This window comes from Candidatus Cloacimonadota bacterium (assembly GCA_011372345.1).
Lineage (GTDB): Bacteria > Cloacimonadota > Cloacimonadia > Cloacimonadales > TCS61 > DRTC01.
In genome coordinates, this window is the sequence record DRTC01000321.1 from 1 (window position 1) to 2,288 (window position 2,288).

Consider the following 2,288-nt stretch of genomic DNA (forward strand, 5'->3'; position numbering starts at 1 on the left):
ATTATCTAATTTGGATTCAATATATTTTTTAATATCTTCAATTTCATGATAAGTAAATATTTTTCCACTGTTTGTTTCCTCAAGAATTTTTGCAACTTCTCCTTCCTTCGGTCCCACAGCTACAATCGGAATTTGGGAGCCGATGTATTCAAAGATTTTTCCCGGAATTATTCCTTTGTTATTTGGAACATTATTAACCATAAGTAATAATAACGAGGAATTTATCATTTTTTTGATAGTTTTTTTATGAGATGTATATGAATGAAATTTTACCAGATCGTTTCTGTCTTCTTTCTGCAAAATTTGTTTTACCTTATGATCGATTTTTCCCCGGAAATTTAATCTGATATTTTTATTTCCTTTATCAAATAGCTCATTAACAGCTTTAAGGATCGAGATAGGATTTGCTTCTAAAGAGATCGTTCCAAAATAATTTATACAAAAGTTATTTTGTTCTTTTTCTTTTTGGATATTCTCAAAATCCTCATGATCAAAACCATTCGTCAGCAGATGCATTTTTTCTTCATTGCCGAAATCATCCAGAATTTTCTGATGAGCAACAAACAGAAGATCACATTTTTTTATTACTTTCTGTTCTAATATCTGATCTGATCTTTCAGTGATTTTCCATCTTCTGACATTTTTCAAATATCCCATTTTAGTCCAGGGATCTCTAAGATCAGCAATCCATTTTATATTGAATTTATGTTTCAGTTTTAAACCGACTAAATGAGTAGAATGAGGTGGACCTGTCGTAACGATAAAATCATATTTATGAGATAATAGTTCTTCTTTTGCTGCTTTGAAAGCATATTTATTCCAGATTTTGCGTGCATCCGGGATAACAAGATTCAACCTGAACCAGATCGAGATTTTTTTTATCAGAGAATCCTCAGAACTTGATTCCAAGCTCCCATACGGAATTTCGGAATTCTTCTTATTCATTTTATGAAAAACATTTCCAAAGGTTGGTGTTTTTGTCCTGATTATTTTAATGTTTTTTGGAATATCCTCCAGCAGGGATCGATCGATAGATGGATAATCACCATCTTTAGTTGTGATCACAGTCGGTTCCCACCCAAATTCTGGAAGATATTTAACGAATTTTAACCATCGCTGAACTCCGGAACCTCCGCTGGGAGGGAAATAATATGTAATGATTAAAATCTTTTTCATTACTTGCTTAAACCTTCAAGGTTTCCAAAACCTTGAAGGTTTTAGAATCCTCTCATTAATTTTTGACAAAAATCCAGATCATTAATTTTTTGTCCAAAAATTTAGGATAAAAAATGCGACCAATAGAAAGAAAAGTCTTACAGAAGGTTACTGACAAAGGTATTTCCTTTGATGATGTTCTGGAGATCGTCGATCATACCAGCACCCAGGAAATGAAAAAAAGTTTTCCTGATGACTGCCTTTTTCAATCGGATAAATATTTTGCGAAAGTTATTTTGAATTCACTTCTGCGACTTAATCTGATCAGGAAAGATGGGAATAAATATTTTAAATTTGAGAAAAAGGAAAAGAAGGAAAATAAAGAAACCACCAGTCTTCGTTAATACTTCGACAAGGCAGGCGAATTGACACGAATTTTCACGAAATTTTTTTCCGTTAATTTAGGTTTACTTTGCGCTCTTCGCGTCTTTGCGGTTAATTATTTCCCCCATTGCCTGCTAACTTCATAACAGCAAATTCCAGCAGTTACACCGACATTCAAAGAATTCTTCCAACCGGAAAGAGGAATTTGTACAATTTTATCGGTTAACCTTAATATCTCTTTAGAAATTCCTAATGCTTCATTACCAAATATCAAGGCAATGGATTTTGGAATTTCAATTTCATTGATCGGTTTTGCGTTGGAAGTTGTTTCTAAAGCATAAATTTTTATATTACGATTCTTAAGAAATTCAATCGCTTTTTCAGTTCGTTCAAAATACTTCCATTTTACGATTTTATCAGTTCCCATTGCTGTTTTCCGCACTTTCTTATTTTCCGGTGTTGCCGTGTATCCGCATAACAATATCTCGGAAACTCCAAAACATTCCGCCGTGCGAAAGATCGAACCGACATTAAAAGATGACCGCAGATTATCTAAAATCAGATAAAGCGGAATCTTCTTTTTTTCAGGTTTTTCTCCATCTTTCTGCAGGATCAGAAAATCGTTATCTTTCAGGTTTGATCCGATTTTGTGTTCCAATGGAACTGTTATGGATAAAAATTTTCTCAAATCCATTTGAATATTTATCAAACCTGAAATTTTAGTTAATTCTTCATTGTCCGAATAATTC

3 protein-coding genes are annotated in these 2,288 nt (G+C 33.0%); 1 reads left to right on the plus strand and 2 read right to left on the minus strand.

Annotated elements, in window-relative coordinates; all coding sequences use genetic code 11:
- Positions 1-1,176, minus strand: a 1,176-nt coding sequence (locus ENL20_06245) for a glycosyl transferase family 1 (GenBank protein HHE38154.1), incomplete at its 3' end; no start/stop codon positions are given.
- Positions 1,177-1,289: 113 nt separating this feature from the next.
- Here ENL20_06245 and ENL20_06250 point away from each other — a divergent pair.
- Positions 1,290-1,559, plus strand: a complete 270-nt coding sequence (locus ENL20_06250) for a hypothetical protein (protein HHE38155.1) — start codon at positions 1,290-1,292, stop codon at positions 1,557-1,559.
- Between the two features lie 95 nt (positions 1,560-1,654).
- Here ENL20_06250 and ENL20_06255 read toward each other — a convergent pair.
- Positions 1,655-2,288, minus strand: a 634-nt coding sequence (locus ENL20_06255; GenBank protein HHE38156.1) for a TrmH family RNA methyltransferase, incomplete at its 5' end; no start/stop codon positions are given.

What these genes read in the sequence shown, in the direction of transcription:
- ENL20_06250 (HHE38155.1), top strand. Translation starts at nt 1,290, where the DNA reads ATGCGACCAATAGAAAGAAAAGTCTTACAGAAGGTTACTGACAAAGGT.